Source organism: Pseudomonas sp. NUPR-001, assembly GCF_052147955.1.
Lineage (GTDB): Bacteria > Pseudomonadota > Gammaproteobacteria > Pseudomonadales > Pseudomonadaceae > Aquipseudomonas.
This window is the reverse complement of the sequence record NZ_CP197353.1, coordinates 3,816,686-3,837,715: the sequence shown is the minus strand read 5'-3', so window position 1 is coordinate 3,837,715 and position 21,030 is coordinate 3,816,686. Positions and strand designations below refer to the sequence as shown.

Here is a 21,030-nt window from a genome sequence, read left to right as displayed (position 1 = left end):
GGTTACTTACCTTTGATGTTGCCAATGATCCCGCTGAGCTTGGAGACGCCTCCCATGTCCCCCACCATGCTTCCCGCCTGCTGAGCAATGCTAAGCAGTTGAGACCACTTCGACGGTTGCGAATTAACGGCCAGACGATGAGCCTCGTTGAGGCGCTGCTGGGTTCCAATGCGGTTTGTTTGTTTGATGAGAAGGGACTGGGCAACGGTGCGTTTGAAGTTGTCGCGGATACTATCCTCAGCCCTTAGATCCGAGCCTTTAGAGATTCGCATAACTCGATCCATCGAATTACCTTCCATGCCAGTTTCTGCGGCGGCTGCCCTCAGGCTGGCTAGGTTCATGATGGAGTTCGTCTGGGTGTTAGCGAGGTCTGCGGATGCTTGCTCGGAGGCGGCCTGGACTTCTAGGTCCGTGGACTGGTTGGCGAAGTTGTATGTCTGGACCATGGCTGATACTTGCGCCTTGTAGTCCTGCTCAATCCTCGCCCGGTTCTCCTGGTCCACCTTGGAGCCCACGAAGAGCCCCATAGTGGCGCCAATCGCGGCCCCCCATGGTCCTCCTACAGAGCCGCCTGTTTGTGCCCCCGCCAACGCGCTTGAGAGTGCGCCTGACATAGAGTTACCTCGGGTATGCAAAAAGGGCCCCACAGGAAAATTCCTGTAGAGCCCGAGTGGTTAAACGCCTTGATTCCTTCTGCTGTAGAGGGCTTCCCAGCCCGCCCCCGTGAGGGCCAGCGGTGATACCTCGTCCGAGGAGACGGTAATCTCCACCTTTTCCGGTTGTGACTGGATAGGGTAGGTTTTCTTACCGGTTTCCAAGGGTAGGACCCCAAGGCGGTTCTTGTTGGCGCCCAAGATCCTTGCGGTCTGGACGTATGTGAAGGGCTTCCTGTTGCCTACCTGCACGGTGATCGTGAAGGGTCCTGCTTCCTTGTAGTTCAGCCATCCATAGCGAAGCTGGAGTCTCCCCACGTCTTCTGAGGAGAGCCCCTGCTGGTCCGTCTTTTTAAGCAAGAACTGGGAGAACTTGTAACGGAAGGTATAGGCCTTGCCGATTATGAGGGTCTGCCCACGGATGTCCGTAGGGATCTCAATGGCTCCCCCAGTGATTCCCTCGAAGGTCCACACGCGCCCATCCTGGGCAACTACGTGGTACTTGTGAGAAGGGTCCGGAGCTCCCCCATAGAGACCTGTCACGTTGATCGTCGTGATCCCCGTGTAGTCATCAAAGGAGGCATCTGAGGGGACCACATACCGGACCTTGCGATCCATGTAGAGTCGGTAGGGTTCCTCAATGAAATCTAGGGTGTTCTGGGTAAACGAGACCTTCTCCAGGTAAGTCCCAGAGGTGTTCGAAAGGACCAAGTAGAGGTCCGACCCGATGAACTCAGCCGCTAGGACTCGCTGGCCGGTAAACGTCCAGTAAGACCACGACTGTTGCACAAGCTGGTCTTGCTGAAACAAGAACTTGTACACGAAGAGCGTATCTTCCTTGCCGCTCGTAGGGATCACCAAGAGATTCTCAGCGGTGCTGGAGGACAGCTTGAAGATCCCGTTGGGGATGAAACTAGGAACGTGGGCCGTGATGTCATCCGCATCCTTTACGTCCGACACATCCTGTACGGCGTAAAAGCGGTTCATGCTGGAGTACAAGGCGCGTTCACTTGCAAAGAACATCGAGCGGCCCACCCCTACGGGTCTCACCGAAGCAATACAATTGTACTCCGTGGCTGGGTCGATCTTCGCGGTCTTCACTGAGAGAACCCCATCAGCTCTCAAGCTGAACTGCACCTCGCTGGAGAACAGGAGGAGCTCTTCCTTGAATGGCACAGCGTTGTACAAGATGGACACCGTTGTGTGCCCACTTGCTGCTGTGTCAATGGGGTCAGTGTCCGCAAGGACGACCACAGAGGCCGGAAAGAACTTGAAGAACTCTCCGCTTACCGACATCACCACGTTCTCTCCTGAGGTGAACCCTATGCGGTTCCTGAAGAAGAAAACGTCATTGATCGTTGCGTCCACGAAGGACGGGAAGGGGTTCGTATCATCGTCCCCGGCCATCCTCTGGCCCCAATCGTTCGTCCTGAACGTGAATGTCCCGTCAGCTTCTCGCACCAGAACGTGCGGCATGGTGCTCGGGAGGAGCCCTTTGAGAGAGCCCGGCTGGGCGCATTCCTTCCAGATACGGTCCTTCTCGATGTACTGGAGGTAGTAGTCATCAGCGTCTGAGTCAGGATCCCCCGCAACTTTCACCACGTAGCCGTCCAGGCACTGCGGAGGAAGCTGGTTAAATCGTTGGGCGCTTGACATGAAGCCGATAACGGATTGCCCGTTGAACCCATCCTCAATAGCGATCTTGGAGATCGTATATCCGTCCTTGGGTGTGAGGTAGAGGCCACCATTCTCGGTAGCCGTAGGGTTCACATAAGTTGGAGCTCTTGAGGAGACTCCTTCGATTACCGTTGGGAGGCCATTCAGAGCTTGGTCAAAAAACTGGTCCCGGATGTAGTTGGCGGCAACCTTCGGAGAGTCCTTGGCATCCGTCCCATCTGGGGTTGTGAACGTCATGAGCTGGGTCTTACCGTCCGTGAACGTAAGAGTGATCTTGTAGGTTTTACCGTACTGACCAGTCTTGACCCACAGAAACGCCTCATTGGGTCTCATTGGCCATCGCTCAGTAGAGGCTCTTACAGTCACATTCCGGTTCACCACGAAGGTGTAATCCGCCACGGTGACCAATCGGAGATCCTTGCGGGGATTCGTCGTGGCCAGGTAGGAAAGCCCTCCAGGAGCATTCACGGTGAGCGCATTCCCGGCCAAGTCCCAGACTCGAATGGCCTGGTTGTCGGTCATCGCCATGTACCGCTCCACTTCATCCCGATGGATCAGGTGGAAGGACGGCTTCCCGGTGATGCTCTCCATGAGCCTCTTCAGGTGAACCGAAGGAGGGCGCTTCTGGAGACCCTCAACCTCGCTGCTGAAGCCGTTCTCCTGTAGCTCCCCTTGGTCGGGGAAACGAAGGTTGTTGGGCTGCTGTGAGACGCCCCCTTTGAGGGACTTGATAGATTGCGAGATGAGCGGCATGACGCCTCCTTATCGAGACATCACGTTGGTCAGATACGGGTCGCTATCCACTTGGTTGTAGGCGCCGAAGTCCAGCTCATACTCTTGGAGAGCCTGATAGGCTTCCTGGAGCTCTTCACGAGCCTCACGGTCCAGCTCCTGAGCACCCACTGAGCGCGCCTGGAAGATCTTGGAGGACTTCACAGTGACATACTTTCGGACAACCTCAGGGAGGTCTTCGAAGTCGATCAAGCGAACAATGTCCACGGAAACCGAGGCGGTAAAGAGGTTGGTCTGGGAGGAGAGGTCGTAGAGATAGCCTTCACGGCGAACCACGGAGGCACCTTCAAGACGAATCCAGTCATCTCGATAGGTGATCTTTTGTGTGGTTGCGTCAGGGCTCAGGGATGCGGTTTCGATGTTCCATGACCAGCCTTTTGACTGAACTTCACGGGACACCCGCTGGAGGATGCTCTGGGCGTTGAGGGAGTCAATGTCCGCTTCATCTTCCAGAGAGTTGAGAGGGGCCTGACCGATGATCCCGATGATCTCGTTGACAGCATCGAGCTCGGTGGCAGGAGTAATAACCATTTGTGGAATCCTTTTGAGAACAGGCAGAGCGCGGAGAGGGAAGGGAGTCCATGGGTTGCTGTGTCCGCTATAAGGGCCAACAACTCTCAGGAGCTTTCTCGTGGATGCGCAGGTGGGAGCCCAAAGGGAAGGATCCGAAAAGGACTCCCAGATGGTTACTTGAGGAGGTCAAGAAGAGCCCCGAAGGGCCCTTCAAGATTTGTTGCTTAGCTGCCTGGGTTGGCCAGAGCGGTTTCCAGAGCCGATTGCTGAGCAGCGATCAGGTCAGGGGAAGCCGGGTCAGTGGTCAGGACCAGAGCGCTTTCAGGGCGCAAGCCGCCGTGACCCATTGCGTACTTGGCGACCATCATGTCCGCTTGGTACTCGATCCGGCGGGCAGTCTCCATGGCCAGGTCTTTCAGCTTCAGAGTGCCCACGGCACCACGATGCATAGCCAGGCCGATGGCGTTGTCTACTGGAGCGTGCAGCTCTTCGGCACCACCATTGGAGAAGTGAGGGACTTCAACGATCTCGAAGCCAGCCCAGCGCAGGACGGCACCTTCTTTGATATCGCCAGTGCCCGGAACCACGTAGTTACCCACGTAAGGACCGAAGGCGCACAGGATGGCCGAGTAGATGTCAGGCTCCACATACACGGTGCGATCCGCTTTCGGGGTGCGCAGCTTGGAGAAGCGACCACGGGCGTAGATCAGCGCCGACAGGACGATGCGGCCATACTCAGCGGTGATGACCGGAGTACCCACGCCAATTGCACCACCTTGGCCCGACTGGCCGGGGATGTTCTCAGCGGCAAGGGCAACTTGCATGCCTTCGGCAAGGACTGCGCCATCGGCAGCCATGGCCAGCTCTTCACCCAGAGTCGCCGCGTAAGGCTGGCGAACATCGTAGTGGTTCATGGCGTCATCAAGGTCGGTAATCAGGCAGTCCGAGGTCAGCAGGCCATCAATGGTGATGGTCTTTTCGGCGTGCTTGATGTTGCTGCGTTGGTCGTCCAGGTTCGCACCCGGAGCCAGGTACTTGGCAGTGCCACGACCGATCACAGGGAATTGGGCAGACTTGCCGCTGGTGATGGTACGGACCAGATGGCGGTTCATCACAACGGTATTCTGAGCGAAGGCCGTCAGGACCTCACCCGAGAAGACTTTCATGAAGAGGGCTTTGCGGTCACCAGTGCCATTGATCTGACCGGGTGCAGCAACAGTAGTAGAAGCCATAGTGTTTCAATCCTTGAGACGAGCTTTGGGAAAGGGCTCACCGAGACCCAGCGCGCTTGCTGGAGATGGCCCTTGGGGAATTTCTTGAGGAGGGTCTTGCGGGTGTATCAGAAGCTCGACACAGCTACCCGTTGGATAACTTCGTCGGTGTACTTCGTGTCGCGGCCATAACGGCGATCAGCCATTGCCTTGACCATCTCGGAGTTATCCTTGAAGCCTTCAGCTTTAGGAGTTCCGGTGGAGGCGCCGGTGATGATGTTGCCTTTGGTGCCATGCTTGGCGGAATACTTCGCCTGGATGCCTTTGAGCATCAGGCCGATAACGCCCAAGTCATCGCTCTCGATGGCTCGATTGAACGAGGCGACTTCCTGAGCGTTCAGGTTGCTTGCTGCGAATTCCTGAAGGGCGTTGAACTGTTCTTCGCCGCCCACCAGTGAATGCACGGCAGTGGCGAAGCGCTGCTCCACAGCCTGACGCCCGGCAATGATCGAATCGACCACCACCTTTGGGTAGCCCTTCTCAGCGAGCTTGGCGAGGGTCTCAGCGCTCAGCTCACCGGCCTTTTCGAACTCTTCCGCCAGAGCGTTGAAGTCCAGACCCTTCGAGGCCAAGTCCTTGGAGAGCTCGTCTTCGGAGTTCTTCAGTGCCTCTACATCAGCTTGAAGGGTCTCTTCAGGGGTTTTCTCACCAGCCTCTTCAGGCTTTTCCTTCGGAGTTTCATCAGAGGTTTTGCCCTCAGGATTCTCTTCCGAATGGTCTTTAGGAGTCTCCTCAGAGGCACCAGAACCAACCTCGAAGGTCTGTTCCTGATTGCCGATGGTGAGTTCGATTTTGGCTTCCTCGCTACCTTCAGAGGTAACGGCATCGCCATACAGTTCATGGGCCATCTATGAGAGGCTCCTTAGGCTTGTTGTGGGATTTGTTGCTGGGCTGCTTGGGTCATCGCCTGTTCGGCTGCTTGACCTGTTGCGGCCTGAGCCTGCTGTTGCTGCTGAGCCTGGAGGAACTCTTCGTCGGACATCACAAGTTCACTCACATCGAGTCCGAGGGGCATACCGATACGAGAGATCACGTTGCCGATCTTGAGGCGCTGCCAGGCAACCTCACCGAGGCCCTCAAGGGTCTGGATGAATTGCACGAGCTTATTGAGGTCGTAACCCCGGCCAAGGGCATCCACACCAGTGATAACCGTTGGCTCCACGAGACCATCAGGGAGGTCCGGGAGTGTCTTGGCGGTCATCAGGTTGGCGGTGGTGACTCGGATGTAGGGAAGCTGGAGCTCCTGGGTGAGGATCGAGTAGACCCCTCCAAGGGTGTCTTCCAGCTCTCGGGCCACGTAGCGGATTTCTTCAGCCGTAACCCGCTCGCCTGACCGCTGGACTGCGGAGTTGAGCATGAAGGCATACGACAGGCGCGCTTCAATACCGTCCGCTGTGCCCTTGGCCACCTGCATATCGCTGAACTTCTGAAGCTGGACAGGTTTGATGTCCTCTTCACGGCCCGCCACATAGGAACCGTTGGTTGCCTTGTTCAGGCGGCGGACCTGAGTGATCCCGTTGGGGTTCACCAGCCATACAACCTTGGAGGCAATCATCGCCATCTGAACGATGGACTTGGAGAGGTTCTCCAGGCTCAGGAGGTCCCCGTAATACTCTTCAACGAACGAGCGGCCATAGTGCTCACCATCGATCTTTGAGAGTCTCACGGGCATCCACGGGGATTTCCCCTTGGGATAGGTACTCTCAGTGCCCGCTACAGCCTCACCGCCGATCTCCTGATAGGACTGCCAATTCTCGCCATCCCAATAGACGTGCGTGAAGACATCCACAGGAGTTGAAGATTGGGAATCGTCCTCCAGCTTTGCTGAAGCGAGGAGCTCAGGAGGAAGCGAGGCTTTAGAGTAGCGATCACGGGCCACGATGGTCAGAACATTACCCATGCCGTCCCGCTCACAAACGAAGCGGTTGAGCCGGTAGAGTTTCAGGCCGTCCTCAGTCCAGAAGAACAGAACGTTACCCGCAATGACCAACTGTTTGAGGCCCTCAAAGAGGGTCACTCGGTGGCCAGAGCCCTCAAAGAACTTGAGGACAACCTTCTCCATCGCTGCAAGACCTTCATCCAACTTGGTCTTGGTGCCAGCACCCGAGCTTGCCTGAGCGGCTTGCTCCTGGTTGAGCTGGTAGCGGAAGAACGCTTCATTTGGTGGGAACATCGCAAGCATCAGCTTCGAAGCCAGATTATTCAGGCCCCTAGCGCCCACCGATTGATAAGGCGTGGTGTAGTTCGTGGACCCCGTGTCGGAGTCCTTGGGGAACAGCGAGGGAATCGTCAAGACAGCACAGTCTTCCGCGCGCTTGGTGTACGGGTTGCGGTCGTTTTCGAGACGCTTATAGGTCGTCTCTGCCCCTTCCTGGGGCTTGGCGTCTGCGGCCATGGTCCTTCCTTACACGTTGACTCCCGTGCCGGACCCGCTTGCGTTAGCACCTGTACTCTGTTGGATCTTGAGGGCAGACTTACCGCGCTTTCGCTTGACGGACTCGGACGCACCGGACTCCGTATCTTTGTCCTTTGAAACCTCACCTTGGGTCACCACTTCCGTTGCAGGAGTAGGGGCTTCACTAGCCACAGCGCTTGGCTTGCTAGTGCCCAATACATCGGTCAAAGGGCTGACTGCCTTCTTGAGGACTTTACTAACTCCGCCCATCGGCATGAGTCTCCATCACGAAGGATTTGAAGGTAGAGAACCCGGCCTTTCGGTAGGCATTCTCCAGTTGGGTAGGATTGGTGGACATCGCTGAGCCAGCTTCCGCTACTGCGGCCATGCCGGACTCCACGAAGCCCTTGAGGACCACTGCTGTGGCCCTTGCGATGCCCCTACCGGACCCTTGCGGAGTCGAGGTGAGGCACAGTTCATAGACCCCTAGCTTCTCTTGGTTGTACCAGAGAGGGCCTATGCTCAAGAGGACGCTCCCAAGGAGGTCCCCTGAATCGACATCGAAGAACCCCATTAGGGCTAACGAGTCTTCCCACGGCTTGGTAGCCCGGAGATACGTCTCAAGGGTGTCCTCAAGGGACGCCTCTCGGATGCACCGGAAGGGAGATCCGTCCTGGACACTCCAACCAAGCCCATGGATGTAGCGGGCTGTTTCCTCGTCCTTGATTAGCCGGTAGTGCATCCCAAGGGCTCTAAGGGATTCAGCCGCTTGTGGTGGCTGTGGTTCCATAGTTGGCCCCTGCTGTGGATGCGGCTACCTGAGTATCTCTGTTGATCTTCAGGGAAGCCTTGCCGCGTTTCTTGACCCCATCCGTGAGGTCTTGGCCGTCATCTTCACCATCCTGTCCGAGCTTTCGCTCAGTGATGGCATCAGGGGCGGTCACAGGTGCAGCGGGCAAGGTGACCTTAGGGGTCTTGGCCTTGCCGCCAAAGAGTGAGCCCATGTCAGTTCCTTCTTAACGCCGGGAGAGCATCAGGAGATGATCCAGGATTTCCTTCTGGCCCTTCATAAACCCCAAGTGGTGATCGGCGTTAGGCTTCACATTGTCCAGGGCTGCTGAAGGGTCAAAGCGTCTGCGGAGGTAACTGACTAGAGCCTTGCTGATTTGCGGGGCCTCATCGAGACCATCGTCCAGTTCAGCCTCCAGGGAGTCTTCTGCAAATACGTCCATGGAATCTCCAGATGCGTTGATGTTTACTTCTAAGGTGGGGAGAAACTCAGGCCGGAACCCAAGGGATTACCTTGCGATCCTGGAAGTCCCACTCGGAGCTTCGGCAGATACGGGCCACTTGGGCCTGTACCAGAGCGTCTTCAGGGGTCTTGCCTGCCTTGGCGAAGCACGAGACCACAGCGTCCCATAGGGTTTCCCCTTCGGACAGCTCTCGCTTCTTCCACTGGAGAACTCCTTCGCCTTTCCGTGGGCCACTCTTGAGGATCTTCTCCTCCTGGAACCACATGAAGGGGGCCTTGAGGAACTCTTCGGCAGTGCCCGCGCCCATCCCTGGACAGCCTTGATAGCCGTCAGTGATATCCCCCATGAGGGTCTGGTAGAGGTGCCAGTAATCGGCCTCTTCCTCACTGATGTCATAGAACTTCTTGCGCCCGTAGTCCCAGAACTCACCGGGGACGGTCTTGAAGTCCTTGTCACCACTCACAATGATCTTGCGACCCTTGATGTGAGGGGAGGTGGCCCAGATGCCTAAAACGTCATCGCCTTCCAGTGTGGGGACCATGAGGCACTCCCACTCAGCGAACACACGCTCTCGGACTTTGTAGTAGCAGAGAGGCTTACGCTTTTCCTTGCGGTTGCTCTTGTAGGTCTCCAGCACGTCCTTGCGCCAGTTAACCGAGTCGGTGAATGCGAGGTAAACCCGTGGGGTCTCCTCCAGTTTCAACCGACTGTTGACCTCAAGACACAGCTTCTCGATGGCGTTCTTGAAGATCGCGTAGGCTTCTTCAGGGTCACTGTGGAGGGTCCAGTGGACACCCCAGTCAATCTCCTGTTCGGCATTACTGCACGCCTGGTAGAGGGCCATATCGCCATCAATCAGGAGTGCAATACCGCTATTCGCGTTCTTCATAGGTCACGTCCTTGACCTCGACTGTCCGAACCGTTTCCTTGCGGACCAGAGTCACAGACTCCACGGTGTAGGTCAGTTCGCTCTTCAGGAAGCTCCAAGTGATCTTCGCCCAGGCGTCACCCTCGATCTGAGGGACATAGGCGATGGAGGTCTTTGGAATGCGTACCATGTTCTTCGGAGAGAAGCCCTCCTGAGCGAGGTACTTGGTGACCTCACCCCAAGAGACGCCCGTGGGGAGACCCAAAGGGGTCAGCTCAGGGGTTTCTTCCAGGGGCTTTTTCACTGCGGCTTTCCGTGCCATCAGTTCACCTCCTTGACGATGCTACGGATACCCGGCTCCGCTTCGTCCACCAGCGCCAGGCCAGTGGAAGTTACGAACCAGCGGTCACGAGCTTTGTTGTTGAGGACAGCCGTGATGTGCCCACGGGAGGCAGCTTCGGCAATGGTTGCGGCGTTCTTGCGGGAGAAGTCCGACTGGAAGCTCTGAGGGTTCAGCAGCATGTGGCGCAGGACGCTCAGGTACTCGTTCATTGAGTCACCAGAGCGGACAGCTTGGTGTGAACGTTCTTGGCTGCATCATGCTCGGCCTGAAGCTGGACGTTGTGAGTTTCCAGATTGGCCTTCGCAGCTTCGTTGAGCTTGATGGTGCCCTTGTGGGATGCCATCAGGTTTTCCAGCGCGGTCAGGGTTTTATTGAACCCCTTCAAGATGCTTTGCAGTTGCTTCATTGGTTGCGTCCTTGCGACGGTCGATGAGTGCTTGAAGAGCCAGTAGGGAATCCTCTGGGAACTCTTTAGCGATGGTTTTCTTGAATCCGTTGGCAAACGGCATCAGGGCCTCCCATTCAGGAGAGAATGCGAGGTGCGTGATGTCAGCCCAAGCGGCCAGGAGGGATAGCACAGGTCCCGAGAGGGTTACCTGACCATCCGGGGTTACTTCTTGGAGGTGTCCAGGGAGCAAACGTGGGAGGTGCGTGAGGAGCTCCAGCCGATCCACTTTGAAGCGGACCGTGAGGGACAGCCCGAGGAAGACACCTGGAACCAAGTCCTTCTGAACGATCTTGAAAAAGGGAGCTGTCTCAGCTTGCCTCAGTCGGGAGTGAGCCTCTTGAGAGACCTCAGGAGTCTTCAAGAACCGCCCACGGGAGGCCGCTAGGACCTCCATATGGATATGGACAGGCTCAGACATCGTAAGGCACTCCGCCTGCACGCTCCTTCAGGTCTCGCTTCTTGGCCAGGAGCATTTGCTTTCGAGCCTCTCGGCGCTGATACAGGGCCAGGGCGGTGAAGGACACCGGAGAGGTCAGGAGGAGGCAGAAGCTCCCCACGATCACAAGGAAGTCACTCTTGAGGAACTTCCAAGCCTCAGACGCAAGCTCGCTCAGCCACTCGGGGACCCTCATGAAGATCGAGAACACGAGGGCAATCAGCGGAGCTTGGGCGAGGTCCCGAGTAGATGCGGAGCGGTAGTCCCAGCGGAAGCCCTTGATGGCTACCCGGTAGTGCGCCCAGATGAGGCTCCCCACGAGGAGGACGCCAACGGCCAGCAGAGAGCTCAAGGCCCAGAGTTGAAGATGGTTCATCAGCGTTTCCTTAGGCAGTTGGTAGGGTGTGGGGAGGGTGAGGCCGCTCAACGATCCCCGAAGGGCTCTTAGCGAGGTCAGCGAGAGCGTTGATGTCGAAGTGTGGGCCGAAGATCATTGCGCCTTTGTAGCGGAAGTTCTCGCGCCGCTCATGTTCCAAGGCGGTCTGAAGTGCCAGCCAAGCGGTTTGCACCACCTCACCTTCAGTCATGTGAGGGGAGAGGAGCCAGTGGCGGCCCTTCCACTTCAAGGGCTCTCCAGTGATGTTACATACGCCTTCAACACAGGAGATGCGCAAGGAACCTTTTGCGGGATCCACAATGAAGTCAAAGCCGGGGTAGCTCACCTCCTTGAGGATTGCTTCCACCTTTTGTTGGTATTCAGGGGTCATGGGCGATCCTCCACGATGCACACGCCAGAGAACGGGCGAGTGAGATACTTATCGTTCCAGTGTTTGACGTTAACGGTGATGGTCTTGGGATTGATCTTGATGATCTCCGCCAGGGCGAGACCCTTACCCTCTCCAGTGGTCTGGTAGGCCACTCGTTGGCCCACTTTTAGCTCACGGCCAGTCACATCCTTGGGAACGGTGCTCATACGTCAGCCTCCGCTTTGTCGTGACGGATACCCTTGAAGCGGGGTTCACGAAGGGCTCCTGTAGGGGTCATCTTCATGGCCTCGACCTCAACGATCTGGCCGACGATCAACGAGGGATCCTTCAGCCAAGCCTTGCGGGTCTCGAAGTCACCACCAGCTACGGGGATGTCCACCAACAGGCCGTTCTTCAGACGCCAGCGGCAGAGGAGGGCACCAGCCATACCGGCCATCTTGCCCACACCTTCTTGAACGCCAGTGACCTTGAGGTCCTTGGTGATCTTCTCTTTGATCCGCATGATTCTGTGGTCCCGCTTCCCGGCTTCCCAGGTCGCTTCGAGATCTCGAACGATCACCCCTTCACCGCCATCATCGATAACCTGTTCGGCAATCACTTGGGCCAGCTCAAGGGTCACGCAGGTGAACTCAGGGAGGCGCACCAGAGGGGCCTTGTCGCGGGTCATTGGGAGACCACAGCGCTCAGCTCGCATCATCCGATCACCGAAGGCGCTCTTTGTGGTGCCCTTGGTGAAACCTTCCAGACTCAGGAAGTCATGCACCACGAGGCGCAACGACTCATCACGCTTGTGACGGCGGAAGGCCCCGGAGGTGTCCTGAACGGGTGCATAGGAGAGGGCCTCGAAGAAGTCTTCAGGGGACCCCTCGGGGATCGGGTTGAGCTTCAGGACTTCGCCAATGACCACAACGGTCTTCGGGATGTTGAGCTCTTCCAGGCGGCGCTCAATGTGCCCACAGGACTTCATCTGTTCGCCAGTGCGGCTGAAGGTCGCCCAGCCACCAGCGATCCACACGAACAGGGCAAAGACCCCATCGAGCTTGGTGGTGACGTGGTAAAGGTATTCAGCGGGCTTCAGGTTCTTCTTTGCGACATCATCGAGGTCCTGAACCAGTTGCACGAGCTTGGCGGGTTTGCGGCCAGTCATGCGGGTCAAAACGTTCTTGTCTACGGTGCTCATTTGACACCCCCAGCTTTGGCCGGGGAGAGCTCGATGATGTGCTGAAGCACTGGCTTCCACACCTTCCACCAGTCAAGTGCAGCACGGTCCATGGAGGCGATCCGCTCATCACTGAAGGCCCACCACTCGCTCAGGCGGTGTATCTGGCAGCCGATCTGCATATGGGTCGCGGTGTAGGTGACAGGGTAGCGCTCACACTGCACAGCTTTGACCTCAGCGAGGTTTCCGCCGGTCCCCCAGAGAGACCGCACAGACTCCAGGTTTGCACCGGCCAGGTTTGCACCGGCCAGGTTTGCACGGGCCAGGTTTGCACCGGCCAGGTTTGCACCGGCCAGGTTTGCACGGGCCAGGTTTGCACCGGCCAGGTTTGCACCGGCCAGGTTTGCATCGGCCAGGTACGCATCGGCCAGGTACGCATCGGCCAGGTTTGCACCGGCCAGGTTTGCATCGGCCAGGTACGCATCGGCCAGGTCTGCATCGGCCAGGTTTGCACCGGCCAGGTTTGCATCGGCCAGGTACGCATCGGCCAGGTCTGCATCGGCCAGGTTTGCATCGGCCAGGTTTGCATCGGCCAGGTACGCATCGGCCAGGTCTGCATCGGCCAGGTCTGCATCGGCCAGGTTTGCATCGGCCAGGTTTGCATCGGCCAGGTCTGCACGGGCCCCCTCAGGGTTCCCTTCAAGCCACAGCTTGTGCTTTTCCAGAATCACACGAAGGTCGTCAGCGGTATAAGTGCGCATGGGTCATTCCTTTGGAGAGAGGTGGGATAGTTCTAAGGTGGGGAGAAACCTCGGAAGCTGTCCCAGAGATCCCTTCGGATGAACCAGAGGAGAGCAACAAACTGAGCGCCAAAGACGCCCAGCTTGAAGGTTGTTGAGAGGTCCATCAGGAACGGACGGTGGTTTGCTCGAAGCCCAACAGGCCTGCGCTCAAAAGTTCCGCAACGGAGTCCTCAATGCCGCAAGAGGTGAGGGCTTCAGCTACGTCTTCCATGGCCTTTTCTTCACTGGCCCACAGGCACTCATTGAGGCCGATGTCCCACTCACACCAAATCTTTGTTACTTCCATGTGTTACTCCTTAGTGGCACTCAAACCACGTCTTGCCGATCTTCCCTTCGGTATCCAGGCGGACCTTGAAGTTGAAGAACTCCTGGGTGTCTCGCATGGCTAACTGGGATTCCCGCTTGACGATCTCAGCGATCTCAGGCGTTCGGCAGGCGTATTGATATTCGTCGTGGACCCAAGCGAGCTGGCAATAATCACCATCCCAGCCTTGTTTCAGGCCGAGTCTCGTTAGGCGTTTGATGGTCTCCACACCCCACTTCTTGCAGATGAGGGCACCTGCGGATTGAAGGAGGGTGTTAGGAGCCGAGTGGGGAGAGCGGATGTGGAGCTTACGTCCGTCCAGTCCGATCAGGTGGCGGCGCTTCCAGGCAATCTTCTGTTCCTTGCCGACCCATTCAGAGCTCTTCACTAGGACCGCTTGAATCGCATCACGGAGCTTCTTGATGCCAGGGGTTTTCTTCAGGAACTCCTTCATCAGCTTCTTGCCGATGGTCTTCTGTTCCTCAGCGGTTCCCAGCGGGAGAACGATCGATCCGATCTTCTGAGCACCTGCCCCATAGAGGAAGGCGTAGATGAAGGTCTTGGCCTGGCCACGGGTATCGAGACCAGCGGCCTCCATGTTGACCGTGTGGATGTCCCCGTTGAGGACGATGTAGGCGTATTGCCCATCATCGAAGGCCCACACGAAGTGGCCCAGACAGCGGAGCTCAAGGCCTGAGGCGTCGATGCCGACTTGGACCCAGCCTTCGGGAGCCCCGAAGAGGCCCCGGAACTCTGCACCCCAGCCACCAGCGAAGCCCCACAGGACGTTGCCGTCCTTGTCGAGTTTCACGGAAGGGACCTGAGCGAGGTTTGGGAAGCTGTGAGTGGCCCGGCCAGTGACCGCGCCGTTGGTGTTCACATAGCCATGAATGCGCCCCTGAGGGGTCACCAGCTTGAGCCAGGCGTTGTCACCTTCTGCTAACTGCCCGATCCGTTTCTGAATCGTCAGGTACTCGGTAACGAGCTGGGCCTCTGGGAACTCCAGGGCCTCCAAGGTGCTTTCATCGACCTTCGGTTGGCCCGTCTCGGTGAACTCCGTAGGAATCCACCCCATGAGCTTCAGGCATCGGGCAATGTGGACCCGTGAGCCAGGGTTGAAGGTCACGTATTTGATCGGCATGAAAGCCGCCCCAGCGGTGTAGCCGAAGCGCTTGTTGTCCTTGGCGGGAACCTTGGGGGTCTTCGTGGCTGGCTCGAACCAAGACCCGAAGGTCTCCACGAGGGAGGTCTCCAGCTCAGCTCTTCGGGCCCCGAGTTGCGCGTAATAGATCGCCGCTTGCTTCTCGTTGAAGGGGAAGCCATTGCGCTCTTGCTGGGCGATCATCCAGCAGGTGTCATGCTCCAGCTCGATGGCTGTGAGCGGGTACTTGGCGGTGTTCAGCAGCTCGTAAAGCTTGGCCGTGACCTCCACGTCCTGAGCACAGTAGGAGAGCATCTCTTCCGAGAAGACTGCCCAGGCGTCCTCAGTCTCAGCGGCATAGTTGCCCTTGAGGATCCCCAGACGGTAACCCCAAGCCTTCAGCGAGTGGCTCGCAAAGAGCTTGCCGGGGAGGATCCCCTGGCGCATCAGCTTGGAGTCTTTGAGTTCCAGGGAGGAGAAGATCAGGCGGGACACCACAAGGGTGTCATAGATAGCAGCCGGATTAGGCTTGAACCACGGGAAGATTTTCTGGATGGTCGGGACATCGTACTTGATGACGTTGTGCCCACCGATCCGGTAAGGACCATCCGCTTCGAGCTCTTCAGGCGAAGGCTCAGCCCATGAGAGATCCATGAGCTTGCGGAGGCCCTTCTCCACGTTGTCCGGTCGATATCGCCAAGTGCGCCCCGAGAGGGAGTCCTTGATGACCAAACAGTGGATCTTTGAAACCGTGTCGAGTAGCCCATCCGACTCAACGTCGAATAGGTGCATAGGTGGCCTACTTGATTCCTTTCAAGATGGCGTAGGACCTCACGGCCCTCCACATGAGATGAGCGGTGAACCACGGGACCCCGAGGACCTGCATGGCTTCCAGGAAGATCCAGTCGGCGCCCTCACGGGTGACCCGAGTGACTTCTCCATCGCGGATCATCAGCCGGTGGACACAGAGGTAGTCGTGGACCACAGCGGCCTTCGCGTAGGGCCCCCAAGGGGAGAACGCTGACCAGAGGCTCCGAGGGATACTCGCCCCGTCCGTGACGAACCCAGCAGGGACTCTCACGTAGGTCGAGGAGTCCTCATGCCCGAGGTAGTAGAAGAACTCTTCTAGGAGCTCGAAGGTCTCCGAGGTGCCGTCCACTGGGGTGAGCTTCAAGGGAGTCGTGAACGAGCTCATGCCTGAGGGATCTCGAAGAGGAGGGTGTAATCGGGGAACTTGGCCTGCATCCGGCGAATCCGGTCACAGAGACGCTTCGGGACCTCCCAAGAGCGGATCAGGGAGATTGTCTTGTCCTGGTGGTCCTTGAAGAAGGCGTCAGAGATGGTCCATTGCGAGCCATCCCAACATGCCTGGTTGATGCCAAAGTCGAAGCCGTTGAGGATGGCCTGAGGATCCGCGCCGTCGATCCAAATCAGATTGACCTCCTGACCGTTCGGGGCCACGAGCCAATCAATGGCCATGATCCCACGGTCCTTGAGGTTCCCCTCGGTGTAGGCCAGCGTGCATCCTGTGCGGCCAGTGAAGCGGAGCTTTTGGAGTTTTTCGAGGACCTCTTTGCGGTGGGCTGTGCCCAGGTACTCAGGCCAGAAGTCGAGGTCTTTGACCTGTTCTTTGCGGCCCGAGTAGAGGTCTCGGAGACAGCCACCAGCAAGGATCACGGGGTAACCCACAGCGGCTGAGATGGCTTCTTGGAAGATTTCCCATGAGAGGGGCATCTTTGGATAGGCGATCATTGCGATCTTCCTTGATTAGAACCCGTGCGACGTTGCGTCACCTTCCGGGTCGTCTTCACACTCGGGGTCGTAGCCAGTACGTTCCGAGAGGAGACCTGTGATGGGGTCGTAGGCCAGATAGATGACCTTGCCTGTTGCTTGGCCCGTGAAGCGATCCTTGAGAATCCTGAAGGTCGTTGTCTGAGCCTTCACCGGGTCTTTGTCCTGCTGGTTCCGCTCTAGGCCGAACATGAAGAAGGACCAGAAGCCAATGGCGCGGGAGCCCTTGAAGTGCCGGATCATGACTCGACCACCTTCCTCGTGAGGTTTCCCCTCGGGGGTGCTCAAGTGGGAGATCAGGTGGATGATGATTCCGAGACGCTTGGCGATACCGGCCACAGCCTCCATGAGGATCTCAAGGGATTCCTTCTCGTTGGTTGGGTCGGCTAGGGCGGTGAGGTGGTCCACGTAGAACAGGCGGATCCCCAAGGCCTGAGCCATATAGTTGATCTTCGCCTCAACGGTCTCCCACTCGGTGCCTCCCCATGCGTCGTAGAGGGTCACCTTGTCACCCATTGCATCGAGTTGAGCGTCAAGCTCCTCCTCGGTCCAGCCATCGTCAGGGACGTGGAAGCGCTTCCCGGCCATCTTGCCAGCGATACGCTTCCCGGTCTCCACGATGTCCTGTTCCAAGTAGACGACGCCCACGGGCTCCTTCAGGACCTCCACGTCATACGCCATCTGTTGGGTGAAGAGGTCAGTCTTACCGACCCCCGTGCCCGCGCCGAAGGTGTACACATCACCCCAACGGCGCCCATAGGTGAGCTTCGTGAGGCTTGGGAGGAACCACGGGAGGCCCATCTCGGGCTTCTCTTTAATCCTGGAGCGGATCTCGGAGATGTTCACCAGACCATCAGGGCGGTAACTCTTGGCGTTCCAGATGGCCTCAATGACCGCTTGCCCTTTGCCCGCCAGGAGGCACTCATTGGCGTCCTTCAGGGGCAGCTCAGCGATTTTGCAGGTCCCCGGCTTGAACAGAGGGGCAACCTCTTGAGTCGCATCTCGGCCAGGGTCGTCCATGTCAAACATCAGGACCACTTCATCGAACTTGCTGAGCCACTCGATGTTCTCGGAGATAGCCTTCTTAGCTCCATCGGCGCCCGTTGGGAGGGACACCACGGGCCATTTGTTGCCCTGGAGCTGGGAGACAGTCAGCGCATCGATCTCACCTTCAGTGACGACCACTCGCTTACCGCCATCCTTCCACAGCCACATGCCGTAGAGGTACTTGCCGATTTTGCCGGTGGTGGTGAAGTCCTTGTCTTGGAAGCGGATCTTCTGGGCGACCAAGGAACCTGAGAGGTCCCGGTAGTTCGCCACTTGGGCCCACTTACCGTAGGCCTTGCCGATCATGTAACCCCACTTTTGGCAGGTCTCCTGGGAGATCCCTCGGATCTTCAGGGCTTCACAGCGGCCCTGATATTCGTCCTGAGTGAGCACTCCCTTAGCTGGGGGCTTTGCTTCTCGCCGGGTTCCCTGGCCTTCGCCTGGACGGGTTTCCCCACATGAGAAACAGTGGGTGTGTCCATCGGAGTAGTGGGCACATGCGTCCGAGGAACCACAGTCATTACATTCAGCCTTGTAGAGGAACTCAGACTCCTCATGTTCATGTGCCATGGGAGCTCCTTACAGGGGATTCTTGCTGAGCCAGGCGGCCACATCGAACGATGGGCAGGCCTTCATGAACTCATTGGGGGTGATCTTGCCGTCACCATTCAGGTCCGGGGAGAGGTCCCGGTGACCGAGGATCTTGGCGCGCTCATAGCGAGACTTGAGCTGTCCCAGAAGGACCCTCAGGGTGTCGTATTGAGCCTGGGTGAAATTGTCCGAGGGTTTCCCGAGGGCATCCACACCACCGACCATGCAGACCCCAATGGAGGTGCTGTTGTGGCCGGACACATGGGCACCGATCTCAGACTCTCGCCGGCCATTCTCGATGGTCCCGTCACGACGAATCACATAGTGGTAACCGATGGTCACGAAGCCGCGCTTGAGGTGCCATTGAGTGATTTCGCGGCGCCCAATGTCAGCCTTCGGGCCAGTTGCGGAACAGTGCACAACAATCAGGTCTGTACGGTCTCGGTCCTTGAGGCGTGGAGTCATTTGGAGCTGTCCTTCTTAGGACGTAATGCCGGGTGAAGCGGACGAGAGGGCTCTTGCAGCCACTCTTCGGGAACGACCTTCTTGGCGTACTTGAAGCCGTTCTTTTCACACCACATTGCGTAGGTGGTTGGGGAACCCTTGTAGAGCTTCGCTTGGGGATTGCTGAAGACAAACCGCACGTCCAAATCAGGGTATTGCGCCTTGATGAGGGTGTGCTTCTTACGGTCGTCAGAGTCGAAGAGACCCTTTGACTCGATGATGATGTTGTTCTTCAGAACGAAGTCAGGGGTGTACTTGTGGGCACTGGCGGGGACCTGGTAATCCAGGAAGTAGGCTTCGAAGGGGACCTCAGGGCCCAAGGCTTTCGCGATGGTCTCCTCAAGTCCCGAGCGATACCGAGCCGGATTAGTACCCGGCTTGATACCACGTTTGAATCCTGTAGACCGGCCCTTAGAACTGCGGCTGGTCATCACCATCGTCAGCATCCTGGCTGTTGTCGTCGTCAGCGTTGAAGCCGTGGTCATCGACCTCGAATTCACCTTCGTCATCACCGAAGCCGAAGGCATCAGCGTTACCGCCACCAGTGAACTCCTTCAGCTTCAGGATCTTCACGGCGCGGATTCGCAGAGTTACACCAGCGCCCAGAAGGGCGGTGTAGAACGGGGAGACGAAGACGGAGATGCGTGCCACAGTGCCGGTGCCGATCTTCAGGTCATGGGTCAGGGCTTTGCCCTTACCATCGAACAGAGCGATCTTGCGCTCAACGGTCTGACCGGTTTTCCGGTCGGTGTAGCTCGCCTTCGACTTGAAGTTGAAGACCAGATAGTCCTCACCGTTCTCGTCGGTCTCCTCCACTGGGAGGTCCGCCAGCTTCACCTTCTTGCCGGAGCCTTTCTTCTTGGACTCCGCTTCCTGTACTTGGCGGTCGTGCTCTTCCTGCTGAACCTTCTCCAGGAGCTCCAGGAACTTCGCCGCTTGAGGGTCGGAGGCCTTGGCTTTCAGCTTGGTCTTGTAGACACCAGCATCATCGAACTTGGTGTCAGGTTTCAGCAGGCAAGGCCAGATGAGTTCACCGGCTGGGGAGATTGCTTCTACAGAGTTGTTCTCAGCCATTGCGGCAGATTTCCTTATCAGTTGTTGCGGAAACGCTCTTCCATGGCTTCCAAGGAGCTGGAGGAGACCCCGAACTCTTGTTGCAGGGCGAGTGCTTCGCTGGGAGGGAGATAGCCGAGTTCTTCAACTGCGGCCTTGACGCGGGATAGAGGAGTCCCGGACGGGATCCCCTGAGGGGTTTCTTGCGGAGTGCTCATGCTGCACCAAGGCCGAGCAACGGCTTGACCTTGTTGACCATCTCTTCCGGTTTGCCCCAAGAGTTCACCACGAGGGTGTCAAAGGGGTGCGCCATGAGGGCGATGTCAGAGATGTGATAGGGCGCCTCATCCACGTCCTGAATGAACCAGTCACGGACAATGCGGACAGTCTTCGCACCGGGCAGGGCTGCCAGAGTGGAATACTCGTTCGGCAGTCGCATATCGGTGACCACAACAACATCAGTTGCGGGGTTGGCCAGGCCTTTGGCGACCTCAATGAGGCCCAGATTGAGCCAGATGTTAGGCTCTTTCAGGAACTCACGGCGGAACTCGGTCCCGTAGTGTTGAAGGTGCCACCGGAGGGAGCGGGGAGAGGTCTGGCAGTAGTCGGTATGACACTCCAGGAACTCCTTGTAGTCCCCTTCAGGAAGCTTCTCGATGCTCAAGGCTACGCTGTCCGTGTCCTTGGCTGAGGTGTGCATATGAGCTTCCAAGCGAGGGTCGCCAAGAGCCTCCGCACATTGCTTCTTCAGAACGTCTGCAAAGGCTACGCGGAAGACCTTGAGACCCAGTTGTTTCTCAAGGTGCTCGATGAGGGTGTCCTTGCCGGATTTCCCACGGATGCTATTGAGGGCGAGGATTGGCTTAGTCATGCCTGCACCTCTTTACGGGAGAAGAGGGCCTTGGCTGCGGACCATGCGGATGACAGCCAGGACTTTGGCTTCTGCACTGCCTGCGAGACTTTCTCCTGGACCACCTTCGAGGCCCTAACTGGGAGGCTCAGATAGACGTTCCTGAAGGCCAAGGCCTGGGCATACATCGCCGGGGTGATTGCATAGTGGCTGCCTTCGATGGTCACGAAGTCCTTCCGGGAGTTCGCTGGGATCTGGGCGAGGATCTCGCGGCCTCCTTTGGGGAGGACACGTTGGACGCTGAACAGCTTTTTGCCTGGGGCGTACCGAAGAACTAGTGTCATGGCTCACTTTCCTGTGGGCATAAAGAA

At 57.6% G+C, this 21,030-nt stretch carries 30 protein-coding genes; all 30 read right to left on the bottom strand.

What is annotated here, in order from left to right:
- Positions 1 to 2 precede the first annotated feature (2 nt).
- The 30 genes from ACP6KB_RS17385 to ACP6KB_RS17240 all read right to left on the bottom strand — a co-directional run bounded on the left by ACP6KB_RS17385 (position 3) and on the right by ACP6KB_RS17240 (position 21,003).
- Entirely contained in the window at positions 3 to 614 is a 612-nt protein-coding gene (locus tag ACP6KB_RS17385) for a virion core protein, T7 gp14 family (protein WP_442108501.1), read from the bottom strand.
- A 60-nt stretch (positions 615 to 674) separates the two neighbouring features.
- The gene (locus ACP6KB_RS17380) at positions 675 to 3,083 is read right to left on the bottom strand and encodes a hypothetical protein (protein ID WP_442108499.1); all 2,409 of its coding nucleotides are present in this window, start codon (positions 3,081 to 3,083) and stop codon (positions 675 to 677) included.
- Between the two features lie 9 nt (positions 3,084 to 3,092).
- Positions 3,093 to 3,653 carry a hypothetical protein gene (locus ACP6KB_RS17375; protein WP_442108497.1) on the bottom strand — a complete coding sequence of 187 codons (561 nt, stop codon included), beginning with the start codon at positions 3,651 to 3,653 and terminating at the stop codon, positions 3,093 to 3,095.
- Between the two features lie 206 nt (positions 3,654 to 3,859).
- Positions 3,860 to 4,867: a hypothetical protein gene (locus ACP6KB_RS17370; protein WP_442108495.1), complete on the bottom strand. Its 1,008-nt coding sequence runs from the start codon at positions 4,865 to 4,867 to the stop codon at positions 3,860 to 3,862.
- Between the two features lie 107 nt (positions 4,868 to 4,974).
- Positions 4,975 to 5,754, bottom strand: coding sequence for a capsid assembly protein (locus ACP6KB_RS17365; protein ID WP_442108493.1), 780 nt, complete (start codon positions 5,752 to 5,754; stop codon positions 4,975 to 4,977).
- 14 nt (positions 5,755 to 5,768) lie between these two features.
- Positions 5,769 to 7,301 carry a portal protein gene (locus tag ACP6KB_RS17360; protein WP_442108491.1) on the bottom strand — a complete coding sequence of 511 codons (1,533 nt, stop codon included), beginning with the start codon at positions 7,299 to 7,301 and terminating at the stop codon, positions 5,769 to 5,771.
- Between the two features lie 256 nt (positions 7,302 to 7,557).
- Positions 7,558 to 8,091, bottom strand: a complete 534-nt coding sequence (locus tag ACP6KB_RS17355) for a hypothetical protein (protein WP_442108489.1) — start codon at positions 8,089 to 8,091, stop codon at positions 7,558 to 7,560.
- The gene (locus ACP6KB_RS17350) at positions 8,063 to 8,305 is read right to left on the bottom strand and encodes a hypothetical protein (RefSeq protein WP_442108487.1); all 243 of its coding nucleotides are present in this window, start codon (positions 8,303 to 8,305) and stop codon (positions 8,063 to 8,065) included. The genes ACP6KB_RS17355 and ACP6KB_RS17350 overlap by 29 nt, the downstream gene beginning before the upstream one ends.
- Before the next feature lie 12 nt (positions 8,306 to 8,317).
- Entirely contained in the window at positions 8,318 to 8,533 is a 216-nt protein-coding gene (locus tag ACP6KB_RS17345) for a hypothetical protein (protein ID WP_442108485.1), read from the bottom strand.
- A 46-nt stretch (positions 8,534 to 8,579) separates the two neighbouring features.
- On the bottom strand, positions 8,580 to 9,443 hold the full coding sequence (locus tag ACP6KB_RS17340; protein ID WP_442108483.1) for a hypothetical protein: 864 nt from the start codon (positions 9,441 to 9,443) through the stop codon (positions 8,580 to 8,582).
- The gene (locus ACP6KB_RS17335; RefSeq protein ID WP_442108481.1) at positions 9,427 to 9,744 is read right to left on the bottom strand and encodes a hypothetical protein; all 318 of its coding nucleotides are present in this window, start codon (positions 9,742 to 9,744) and stop codon (positions 9,427 to 9,429) included. Before ACP6KB_RS17335 ends, ACP6KB_RS17340 begins: the two co-directional genes overlap by 17 nt.
- The gene (locus tag ACP6KB_RS17330) at positions 9,744 to 9,974 is read right to left on the bottom strand and encodes a hypothetical protein (RefSeq protein ID WP_442108479.1); all 231 of its coding nucleotides are present in this window, start codon (positions 9,972 to 9,974) and stop codon (positions 9,744 to 9,746) included. The genes ACP6KB_RS17335 and ACP6KB_RS17330 overlap by 1 nt, the downstream gene beginning before the upstream one ends.
- Positions 9,971 to 10,171 (bottom strand): hypothetical protein, encoded by a 201-nt coding sequence (locus ACP6KB_RS17325; RefSeq protein ID WP_442108477.1) that lies wholly within the window; start codon positions 10,169 to 10,171, stop codon positions 9,971 to 9,973. Before ACP6KB_RS17325 ends, ACP6KB_RS17330 begins: the two co-directional genes overlap by 4 nt.
- Positions 10,134 to 10,631 (bottom strand): hypothetical protein, encoded by a 498-nt coding sequence (locus tag ACP6KB_RS17320; RefSeq protein ID WP_442108475.1) that lies wholly within the window; start codon positions 10,629 to 10,631, stop codon positions 10,134 to 10,136. Before ACP6KB_RS17320 ends, ACP6KB_RS17325 begins: the two co-directional genes overlap by 38 nt.
- On the bottom strand, positions 10,624 to 11,025 hold the full coding sequence (locus ACP6KB_RS17315) for a hypothetical protein (RefSeq protein ID WP_442108473.1): 402 nt from the start codon (positions 11,023 to 11,025) through the stop codon (positions 10,624 to 10,626). The genes ACP6KB_RS17320 and ACP6KB_RS17315 overlap by 8 nt, the downstream gene beginning before the upstream one ends.
- 10 nt (positions 11,026 to 11,035) lie before the next feature.
- Complete coding sequence (locus ACP6KB_RS17310) at positions 11,036 to 11,416, bottom strand: hypothetical protein (protein ID WP_442108471.1); 381 nt, start codon at positions 11,414 to 11,416, stop codon at positions 11,036 to 11,038.
- A complete protein-coding gene (locus ACP6KB_RS17305) occupies positions 11,413 to 11,622 on the bottom strand; it encodes a hypothetical protein (protein WP_442108469.1) in 210 nt (69 codons plus the stop codon). Before ACP6KB_RS17305 ends, ACP6KB_RS17310 begins: the two co-directional genes overlap by 4 nt.
- Positions 11,619 to 12,596 carry an ATP-dependent DNA ligase gene (locus ACP6KB_RS17300; RefSeq protein WP_442108467.1) on the bottom strand — a complete coding sequence of 326 codons (978 nt, stop codon included), beginning with the start codon at positions 12,594 to 12,596 and terminating at the stop codon, positions 11,619 to 11,621. Before ACP6KB_RS17300 ends, ACP6KB_RS17305 begins: the two co-directional genes overlap by 4 nt.
- Complete coding sequence (locus ACP6KB_RS17295; protein ID WP_442108465.1) at positions 12,593 to 13,336, bottom strand: pentapeptide repeat-containing protein; 744 nt, start codon at positions 13,334 to 13,336, stop codon at positions 12,593 to 12,595. Before ACP6KB_RS17295 ends, ACP6KB_RS17300 begins: the two co-directional genes overlap by 4 nt.
- A 145-nt stretch (positions 13,337 to 13,481) precedes the next feature.
- On the bottom strand, positions 13,482 to 13,664 hold the full coding sequence (locus ACP6KB_RS17290) for a hypothetical protein (protein ID WP_442108463.1): 183 nt from the start codon (positions 13,662 to 13,664) through the stop codon (positions 13,482 to 13,484).
- Between the two features lie 10 nt (positions 13,665 to 13,674).
- Positions 13,675 to 15,615, bottom strand: coding sequence for a DNA polymerase (locus ACP6KB_RS17285; RefSeq protein ID WP_442108461.1), 1,941 nt, complete (start codon positions 15,613 to 15,615; stop codon positions 13,675 to 13,677).
- Between the two features lie 7 nt (positions 15,616 to 15,622).
- Positions 15,623 to 16,018: a DUF1353 domain-containing protein gene (locus ACP6KB_RS17280; RefSeq protein ID WP_442108459.1), complete on the bottom strand. Its 396-nt coding sequence runs from the start codon at positions 16,016 to 16,018 to the stop codon at positions 15,623 to 15,625.
- Positions 16,015 to 16,575 (bottom strand): hypothetical protein, encoded by a 561-nt coding sequence (locus ACP6KB_RS17275; RefSeq protein ID WP_442108457.1) that lies wholly within the window; start codon positions 16,573 to 16,575, stop codon positions 16,015 to 16,017. Before ACP6KB_RS17275 ends, ACP6KB_RS17280 begins: the two co-directional genes overlap by 4 nt.
- 15 nt (positions 16,576 to 16,590) lie before the next feature.
- Positions 16,591 to 18,231: a toprim domain-containing protein gene (locus tag ACP6KB_RS17270; RefSeq protein ID WP_442108455.1), complete on the bottom strand. Its 1,641-nt coding sequence runs from the start codon at positions 18,229 to 18,231 to the stop codon at positions 16,591 to 16,593.
- A 9-nt stretch (positions 18,232 to 18,240) separates the two neighbouring features.
- Entirely contained in the window at positions 18,241 to 18,717 is a 477-nt protein-coding gene (locus tag ACP6KB_RS17265; RefSeq protein WP_442108453.1) for an N-acetylmuramoyl-L-alanine amidase, read from the bottom strand.
- Positions 18,714 to 19,193 (bottom strand): endodeoxyribonuclease, encoded by a 480-nt coding sequence (locus ACP6KB_RS17260; protein ID WP_442108451.1) that lies wholly within the window; start codon positions 19,191 to 19,193, stop codon positions 18,714 to 18,716. Before ACP6KB_RS17260 ends, ACP6KB_RS17265 begins: the two co-directional genes overlap by 4 nt.
- Positions 19,168 to 19,830 (bottom strand): hypothetical protein, encoded by a 663-nt coding sequence (locus ACP6KB_RS17255; RefSeq protein ID WP_442108449.1) that lies wholly within the window; start codon positions 19,828 to 19,830, stop codon positions 19,168 to 19,170. Before ACP6KB_RS17255 ends, ACP6KB_RS17260 begins: the two co-directional genes overlap by 26 nt.
- A 17-nt stretch (positions 19,831 to 19,847) precedes the next feature.
- On the bottom strand, positions 19,848 to 20,027 hold the full coding sequence (locus ACP6KB_RS17250; RefSeq protein WP_442108447.1) for a hypothetical protein: 180 nt from the start codon (positions 20,025 to 20,027) through the stop codon (positions 19,848 to 19,850).
- Positions 20,024 to 20,680 carry a hypothetical protein gene (locus tag ACP6KB_RS17245; RefSeq protein ID WP_442108445.1) on the bottom strand — a complete coding sequence of 219 codons (657 nt, stop codon included), beginning with the start codon at positions 20,678 to 20,680 and terminating at the stop codon, positions 20,024 to 20,026. Before ACP6KB_RS17245 ends, ACP6KB_RS17250 begins: the two co-directional genes overlap by 4 nt.
- Positions 20,677 to 21,003, bottom strand: coding sequence for a hypothetical protein (locus ACP6KB_RS17240; RefSeq protein WP_442108443.1), 327 nt, complete (start codon positions 21,001 to 21,003; stop codon positions 20,677 to 20,679). Before ACP6KB_RS17240 ends, ACP6KB_RS17245 begins: the two co-directional genes overlap by 4 nt.
- Positions 21,004 to 21,030: the final 27 nt, after the last annotated feature.

Coding starts and splice junctions, on each gene's coding strand:
- ACP6KB_RS17385 (WP_442108501.1), bottom strand. CDS start 614: ATGTCAGGCGCACTCTCAAGCGCGTTGGCGGGGGCACAAACAGGCGGC.
- ACP6KB_RS17365 (WP_442108493.1), bottom strand. CDS start 5,754: ATGGCCCATGAACTGTATGGCGATGCCGTTACCTCTGAAGGTAGCGAG.
- ACP6KB_RS17240 (WP_442108443.1), bottom strand. CDS start 21,003: ATGACACTAGTTCTTCGGTACGCCCCAGGCAAAAAGCTGTTCAGCGTC.
- ACP6KB_RS17310 (WP_442108471.1), bottom strand. CDS start 11,416: ATGACCCCTGAATACCAACAAAAGGTGGAAGCAATCCTCAAGGAGGTG.
- ACP6KB_RS17260 (WP_442108451.1), bottom strand. CDS start 19,193: ATGGTGATGACCAGCCGCAGTTCTAAGGGCCGGTCTACAGGATTCAAA.
- ACP6KB_RS17330 (WP_442108479.1), bottom strand. CDS start 9,974: ATGAACGAGTACCTGAGCGTCCTGCGCCACATGCTGCTGAACCCTCAG.
- ACP6KB_RS17270 (WP_442108455.1), bottom strand. CDS start 18,231: ATGGCACATGAACATGAGGAGTCTGAGTTCCTCTACAAGGCTGAATGT.
- ACP6KB_RS17350 (WP_442108487.1), bottom strand. CDS start 8,305: ATGGGCTCACTCTTTGGCGGCAAGGCCAAGACCCCTAAGGTCACCTTG.
- ACP6KB_RS17325 (WP_442108477.1), bottom strand. CDS start 10,171: ATGAAGCAACTGCAAAGCATCTTGAAGGGGTTCAATAAAACCCTGACC.
- ACP6KB_RS17360 (WP_442108491.1), bottom strand. CDS start 7,301: ATGGCCGCAGACGCCAAGCCCCAGGAAGGGGCAGAGACGACCTATAAG.
- ACP6KB_RS17335 (WP_442108481.1), bottom strand. CDS start 9,744: ATGGCACGGAAAGCCGCAGTGAAAAAGCCCCTGGAAGAAACCCCTGAG.
- ACP6KB_RS17380 (WP_442108499.1), bottom strand. CDS start 3,083: ATGCCGCTCATCTCGCAATCTATCAAGTCCCTCAAAGGGGGCGTCTCA.
- ACP6KB_RS17245 (WP_442108445.1), bottom strand. CDS start 20,680: ATGACTAAGCCAATCCTCGCCCTCAATAGCATCCGTGGGAAATCCGGC.
- ACP6KB_RS17370 (WP_442108495.1), bottom strand. CDS start 4,867: ATGGCTTCTACTACTGTTGCTGCACCCGGTCAGATCAATGGCACTGGT.
- ACP6KB_RS17250 (WP_442108447.1), bottom strand. CDS start 20,027: ATGAGCACTCCGCAAGAAACCCCTCAGGGGATCCCGTCCGGGACTCCT.
- ACP6KB_RS17375 (WP_442108497.1), bottom strand. CDS start 3,653: ATGGTTATTACTCCTGCCACCGAGCTCGATGCTGTCAACGAGATCATC.
- ACP6KB_RS17315 (WP_442108473.1), bottom strand. CDS start 11,025: ATGAACCATCTTCAACTCTGGGCCTTGAGCTCTCTGCTGGCCGTTGGC.
- ACP6KB_RS17355 (WP_442108489.1), bottom strand. CDS start 8,091: ATGGAACCACAGCCACCACAAGCGGCTGAATCCCTTAGAGCCCTTGGG.
- ACP6KB_RS17290 (WP_442108463.1), bottom strand. CDS start 13,664: ATGGAAGTAACAAAGATTTGGTGTGAGTGGGACATCGGCCTCAATGAG.
- ACP6KB_RS17345 (WP_442108485.1), bottom strand. CDS start 8,533: ATGGACGTATTTGCAGAAGACTCCCTGGAGGCTGAACTGGACGATGGT.
- ACP6KB_RS17320 (WP_442108475.1), bottom strand. CDS start 10,631: ATGTCTGAGCCTGTCCATATCCATATGGAGGTCCTAGCGGCCTCCCGT.
- ACP6KB_RS17265 (WP_442108453.1), bottom strand. CDS start 18,717: ATGACTCCACGCCTCAAGGACCGAGACCGTACAGACCTGATTGTTGTG.
- ACP6KB_RS17300 (WP_442108467.1), bottom strand. CDS start 12,596: ATGAGCACCGTAGACAAGAACGTTTTGACCCGCATGACTGGCCGCAAA.
- ACP6KB_RS17255 (WP_442108449.1), bottom strand. CDS start 19,830: ATGGCTGAGAACAACTCTGTAGAAGCAATCTCCCCAGCCGGTGAACTC.
- ACP6KB_RS17340 (WP_442108483.1), bottom strand. CDS start 9,443: ATGAAGAACGCGAATAGCGGTATTGCACTCCTGATTGATGGCGATATG.
- ACP6KB_RS17295 (WP_442108465.1), bottom strand. CDS start 13,336: ATGCGCACTTATACCGCTGACGACCTTCGTGTGATTCTGGAAAAGCAC.
- ACP6KB_RS17275 (WP_442108457.1), bottom strand. CDS start 16,575: ATGATCGCCTATCCAAAGATGCCCCTCTCATGGGAAATCTTCCAAGAA.
- ACP6KB_RS17280 (WP_442108459.1), bottom strand. CDS start 16,018: ATGAGCTCGTTCACGACTCCCTTGAAGCTCACCCCAGTGGACGGCACC.
- ACP6KB_RS17285 (WP_442108461.1), bottom strand. CDS start 15,615: ATGCACCTATTCGACGTTGAGTCGGATGGGCTACTCGACACGGTTTCA.
- ACP6KB_RS17305 (WP_442108469.1), bottom strand. CDS start 11,622: ATGAGCACCGTTCCCAAGGATGTGACTGGCCGTGAGCTAAAAGTGGGC.